The sequence below is a fragment of the Komagataeibacter kakiaceti JCM 25156 genome, from assembly GCF_000613305.1.
This window is the reverse complement of the sequence record NZ_BAIO01000132.1, coordinates 1-5,580: the sequence shown is the minus strand read 5'-3', so window position 1 is coordinate 5,580 and position 5,580 is coordinate 1. Positions and strand designations below refer to the sequence as shown.

Sequence of the window (5,580 nt, the reverse complement as noted above, 5' to 3'; positions counted from 1 at the left end):
CTGCGATAGAAAGCAACCGCATGGCCGTGGCCGCCGACGCCACGGCCCTGCATGGCATGCAGCGTCAGGTGCTTGTGGGCACGACCTCCACGCTGGCGGTGCTGCAGCAGCAGGAAACATTGCTTCAGGCCCAGATCGCGCTGGTGCGCAGCGTGGGCAATCTTGTCCTGTCCACCTATCAGTCACGGCGGCCATAGGCAGGCTGACGGCGCGTGACCTGAACCTTGATGTCCCCCTGTATGATGAACGCGCCTATTATCGCGCCGTTCATGACCGGCTGTGGGGAATCAGCGATTACGCCACCAGCCAGCCGGGGCGGTGAGGGGGGCGGTCCATGCGGCAGGACGCGGCATGGACCCGCGCGGGGTGTGGTGCCCCTGCAGGCATGGTAATGGCGCGGGCCGCATAAAGATTGCGCGGGCGGCGTTCCCTTCACGCCGGTTTGGGGTATATCTGCCCATGGCCGGGCGCGGTGTCCTGCCTTGCGTCTGATTATGGTGGATCTGGTTTTTCGTGATGCTTGACAAGTCGTTCTCCCCCAACGGGACAGAAACCTCTCTCTACGCCCTGTGGGAAGCTAGCGGCGCCTTCAGCGCCCAGCCGACGGGTTCGGCGTCGCCCTACACCATCATGATCCCGCCGCCCAATGTCACCGGCACGCTGCATATCGGCCACGCCCTGACCATGACGTTGCAGGATACGCTCATCCGCTGGCGGCGCATGCAGGGGCGCGACACGCTCTGGCAGCCGGGCACCGACCATGCCGGGATCGCGACGCAGCTCGTGGTCGAACGGATGCTGCAGAAGGAAGGCACGTCACGCCAGGAAATGGGCCGTGACGCCTTTGTCGAACGGGTGTGGGAGTGGAAGGCCCAGTCCGGTGGCGGCATCACCACGCAGTTGCGCCGCCTTGGCGGCTCGCTCGACTGGCCGCGTGAGCGCTTCACCATGGATGAGGCCTGTCCAGCGCGGTCAAGGAAGTGTTTGTCACCCTGTACCGCGAGGGCCTGATCTATCGTGACCGGCGGCTGGTCAACTGGGATCCCGCCTTCCGCTCCGCCATTTCCGATCTTGAGGTCGATAACCGCGAAACACGGGGCAACCTGTGGTACATCCGCTACCCCGTGGAAGGCCAGCCGGGCCGCACCATCACGGTCGCCACCACGCGGCCCGAGACGATGCTGGGTGACATGGCCGTGGCCGTTCACCCCGATGATGAACGCTTTGCCGATCTGGTGGGCCGCAACGTCATCCTGCCGCTGACGGGCCGCCGCATTCCCGTCGTGGCCGATGAACATTCCGATCCCACCAAGGGCAGCGGCGCGGTCAAGATCACGCCCGCCCATGATTTCAACGATTTCGAGGTAGGCCGCCGCCACAAGCTGGATATGCCCAGCGTGCTGGATGAGGAAGCCCGCATAACGCTGGGCGAGATCGAAGACGAACTGCGCGCCGAGGAAGGTCTGGCCGACCCCGCCTTTGTCCGCGCCCTTGCCGGGATGCCGCGTGATGAGGCGCGCAAGGTGATGGTGGCCGAACTGGAACGGCTTGAATGGCTGGAAAAGATCGAGCCCCATACCAATCAGGTTCCCTATGCCGAACGCAGTGGCGCGGTGGTCGAGCCACGGCTGACCACGCAGTGGTACTGTGACGCCAGGACACTGGCCGGCCCCGCCGTTGAGGCGGTGGAAAGTGGCCGGATCGAGTTCGTGCCCCGGCAGTGGAGAATACCTTTTACGCCTGGATGCGCGACATCCAGCCCTGGTGCATCAGCCGCCAGCTCTGGTGGGGGCACCGTATTCCCGCATGGTACGGCCCCGACGGGCATGTTTTCGTGGATGGTGACGAGGCCGGGGCCATGGCGCAGGCCCGCGCCCATTACGGGCAGGATACGGAACTGACCCGGGACGAGGACGTGCTGGATACATGGTTCTCCTCCGCGCTGTGGCCGTTCTCCACGCTGGGCTGGCCGGAACAGACACCGGAACTGGCCCGCTATTACCCGACCGATGTGCTGGTGACCGGGTTTGACATCATCTTCTTCTGGGTCGCGCGGATGATGATGATGGGCCTGCACTTCATGAAGGACGTGCCGTTCCGCAAGGTGTTCATCCACGGCTGGTGCGTGACGAACGCGGGCAGAAAATGTCCAAGTCCAAGGGCAACGGCATCGATCCGCTGGAACTGATCGACACCTATGGTGCGGACGCCATGCGCTTTTGCATCTGCGCGCTGACCGGCCTTGGCCGCGATGTGAAGCTGGGCCGCAAGCGGGTGGAGGAGTACCGCTCCTTCATGACCAAGATATGGAACGCCGCGCGTTTTTGCGAAATGAACGGTGTGGCCCCGGTGGCGGGTTTTAGCCCCGAGACTGTCACCTCCCCGCTGGGCCGGTGGATTCTGGCCGAACTGGCGCAGGCGACGGAGGAGGCGACCCGCGCGCTTGAAACCTTCCGCTTCGATGAATACGCCGCCGTATGCTACCGCTTTGTCTGGAACTGCTTCTGTGACTGGTTCCTTGAACTGGCCAAGCCGGTGCTGGGGGCGGGGGACACGGCGGAAGCGGTCGAGACGCGCGCCGTGGCCGCCCATGTGCTGGGCACGATCCTGCGCCTGTTGCAGCCGGTCACGCCGTTCATGACCGACCGGCTGTGGCAGCATTTCGGCTTCGGGGCCGAAGGTTCGCTCATGACCGCGCCATGGCCGCAGCCCGTGCCGCCCGATGGGGCGCAGCCCGCGCGGGACGAGATGGAATGGCTGATCCGCTTCATCACCGCCATCCGCACCGTACGTTCGGAAATGAACGTGCCGCCTTCCCGTCTTGCGCCCGTGCTGCTGCGCGATGCCACCCCCGTTACGGTGGCGCGCGCCGCCAAATGGGCGGAAGCGATCAGCCGCATGGCCCGCGTATCGGAAGTCCTGCCGCTGGAAGGGGAAATGCCCCAGGGCGCGGCCCAGCTTGTGGTGGATGAGGCGACCCTGGTCATCCCGCTTGCCGGTATTATCGACCTGGCGCAGGAACGCCAGCGGCTGGAAAAGGAATGCGCCAAGGTGGATGGCGAGATCGTGAAGGTCGAGCGCAAGCTGGGCAATGCCGATTTCGTGGCCCGCGCCAAGCCGGAGGTCGTGGCTGAAAACCGTGAGCGCCTTGAGACGTTTCAGGCGGAACGCCAGCGCCTTCAGGCCGCGCTGGCGCGTATTGCCTGAGCAGGGTGTCCGAAGATAGGAAACAGGAAGCGTTTCCGGGCGTCGCCTTTTTTCCGGAAGGCGGCGCTTCCTGAAGCTTTCCTGTGATCCACAGGCTTTCAGGTAGCCCCCGGAACACGATGGTGCTGAACGATAGGAAAAGGCAGGGCATGACCGGTCACGCATTGGAGACACTGGTGCTGGGGGGTGGCTGCTTCTGGTGCATGGAAGCGCCGTTGGCCGAACTGCGCGGCGTGTCCGCCATCATGCCGGGCTACGCGGGTGGTGACGGCCCCGATCCCACCTATGAACAGGTCTGCACCGGGCGGACCGGCCATGCCGAGGTGGTGCGCGTCACGTTCGATCCGGATGTGATTTCCTGCGCCGATCTGCTGCGCATCTTTTTTGTCATGCATGACCCGACCACACGCAACCGGCAGGGCAATGACGTGGGCACGCAGTACCGCTCCGTCATTTACTGGCAGGATGCGGCACAGGAAAAGACGGCGTACGCCATACGCGACGAGATGGAGAGATCTGGTGTCTGGCCCGCGCCCATCGTGACCGAAATTGCCCCGCTGGCCCATTTCTGGCCGGCGGAGGACTATCACCGCGATTATTTCGCCCGCAACCCCGGCAACCCCTATTGCGGTGCTGTCATCGCCCCCAAGGTCGCGAAGCTGCGCCGCCTGTTTCGTGACCGGCTGGCCGCCCCGGCTACCTGAGTGACTGCCTCAAAAACCTGCTTTTGAGACAGCCAGCAAAGCGTAGGGAAGTTTTTGGTGAAGCTTTTTTCAGAAAGCTTCAGGGAGCGTCGCCCGGAAACCTTTACTGTTTTTCATCAGGCAGTTTATCCGGCTTCATCGTCCAGGAAAAGCTGGTCGGCTTCCTCGTCAAAGTCGAACAGTTCCGCGTAACGCGCCCAGCCGATCAGTGTCTGAAGGGTCTGGCGGGCGTAATCGGGAGACATGCTGTCCTCAAGCTGGTCGCGGAACCGCTCGGCGCTGGCGCGGTGGTTGGGGCGTTCATCCAGCACGGCGCGGATGGTCCGCACCATGGGGATGTTGTGCAGCATGTTGTGCCACAGGATATGCTTGCGGATGTCGTGTTCGCTCTGGACAAAGCGCATGCCTTCGGGCGTGAGCAGGATGTCGCCATCCTCCAGCTCGGCAAACCCCAGCAGTTGCAGCGATTCGCCCAGCGGGAACAGGTCATCAAGCTCAAGCTGCAACCGGCTGGCCAGCAGGGGCAGGTCGGCGCGGCCATGCAGCGGGTCCGCCGCCAGCGTTTCCATCATGCCGACCAGCGTATTGATGGGCAGCGGTGGCAGGGCCACCGCATCGGCCGTGATTTCGGTGCGCTGGAGGTCCGGGTCGGTCATGTCCGCTTCCGACACGACCGGCGCGCGGCGGGTCATGAGCGCGTAGATCCGGTCCACAAACTGGCGGAAGGCCATGTCCTCGCGGTTGCGGGGGTGTTCGAAGGGCACCTGAAGTTCATGCGCCACCCGGCCGGGGTTGGAGGAGAAGATCAGGATGCGGTCACACATCAGCACCGCTTCCTCGATATTGTGCGTGACCAGCAGGATGGACTGGATGGGCAGCTTCTTTTCCGCCCACAGTTCCACAAGGTCGGTGCGCAGGTTTTCCGCCGTCAGCACATCCAGCGCGGAAAATGGCTCATCCATCAACAATAGGTCGGGCCGCACCACCAGCGCGCGCGCCAGCCCCACGCGCTGGCGCATGCCCCCGGACAGTTCCTTGGGGTAGGCGTTTTCATATCCCCCCAGCCCGATCAGGTCGATGGCGTCTTCCGCCAGTTTCTGCCGTTCGGCGGGGGCAATGCCCTGGGCTTCAAGCCCCAGTTCCACATTCTTCTGCACCGTCAGCCACGGGAACAGCGCAAAGGACTGGAACACCATGGAAATACCGTCCGCCGGGCCGGTCAGTTTCCTGCCTTTCCAGATCACCTCACCCGCCGTGGGGGGCAGCAGCCCGGCAATGATGCGCAGCAGGGTGGACTTGCCCGACCCCGAACGCCCCAGCAGCCCCACGATCTCGCCGCTGCGTATGCTCAGGTTCACACCATCGAGCACCACGAGATCGGTCGCGCTTTCCTTGTGATAGGCCTGGCGGCAGTTGACGATCCGGACAAGCTCGGCGCCGGTATGGTGTGCGGGGGGGGCTGTGGGCTGCTGCGTCATGCGCTTTCAGTCAAAAGTGTAATGCCGGGCGGCATAGTTGGATAACGGACGCCACAGGGCACGATTGAGCAGCAGCACGAAGGCCGCCATCACCACCATGCCCAGCCCGACCTGGTCGGTCGCGCCCGCCACGGTGGCATGGGCGATATAGGCGCCCAGACCCCGCGCGCTGAGCGTGGTGTCGCCCCAGC

The 5,580-nt window shown here is 64.1% G+C and carries 3 protein-coding genes and 3 pseudogenes; 4 read left to right on the top strand and 2 right to left on the bottom strand.

Annotation, left to right across the window (positions count from 1 at the left end; all coding sequences use genetic code 11):
• The 4 genes and pseudogenes from JCM25156_RS27920 to msrA form a co-directional block, all read left to right on the top strand.
• Nucleotides 1–322 (top strand): annotated as a pseudogene (locus JCM25156_RS27920) (TolC family outer membrane protein); the annotation flags it as partial.
• Nucleotides 323–516: 194 nt separating this feature from the next.
• A pseudogene (locus JCM25156_RS32620) lies at nucleotides 517–2,211 on the top strand (valine--tRNA ligase); the annotation flags it as partial.
• Entirely contained in the window at nucleotides 2,212–3,207 is a 996-nt protein-coding gene (locus JCM25156_RS32615) for a class I tRNA ligase family protein (protein ID WP_407637118.1), read from the top strand. It begins immediately after the preceding pseudogene.
• 149 nt (nucleotides 3,208–3,356) lie between these two features.
• Entirely contained in the window at nucleotides 3,357–3,911 is a 555-nt protein-coding gene (msrA, locus tag JCM25156_RS08780; RefSeq protein ID WP_025812800.1) for a peptide-methionine (S)-S-oxide reductase MsrA, read from the top strand.
• Nucleotides 3,912–4,036: 125 nt separating this feature from the next.
• Here the strand turns inward: msrA and JCM25156_RS08775 are convergent, their stop codons facing one another.
• Together JCM25156_RS08775 and JCM25156_RS22900 are read right to left on the bottom strand one after the other, a co-directional pair.
• Nucleotides 4,037–5,389, bottom strand: coding sequence for an ABC transporter ATP-binding protein (locus JCM25156_RS08775; protein ID WP_025812799.1), 1,353 nt, complete (start codon nucleotides 5,387–5,389; stop codon nucleotides 4,037–4,039).
• A 6-nt stretch (nucleotides 5,390–5,395) separates the two neighbouring features.
• Nucleotides 5,396–5,580 (bottom strand): annotated as a pseudogene (locus tag JCM25156_RS22900) (sulfonate ABC transporter permease); the annotation flags it as partial.

Coding starts and splice junctions, on each gene's coding strand:
- JCM25156_RS08775 (WP_025812799.1), bottom strand. CDS start 5,389: ATGACGCAGCAGCCCACAGCCCCCCCCGCACACCATACCGGCGCCGAG.
- JCM25156_RS32615 (WP_407637118.1), top strand. CDS start 2,212: ATGCGCTTTTGCATCTGCGCGCTGACCGGCCTTGGCCGCGATGTGAAG.
- msrA (WP_025812800.1), top strand. CDS start 3,357: ATGACCGGTCACGCATTGGAGACACTGGTGCTGGGGGGTGGCTGCTTC.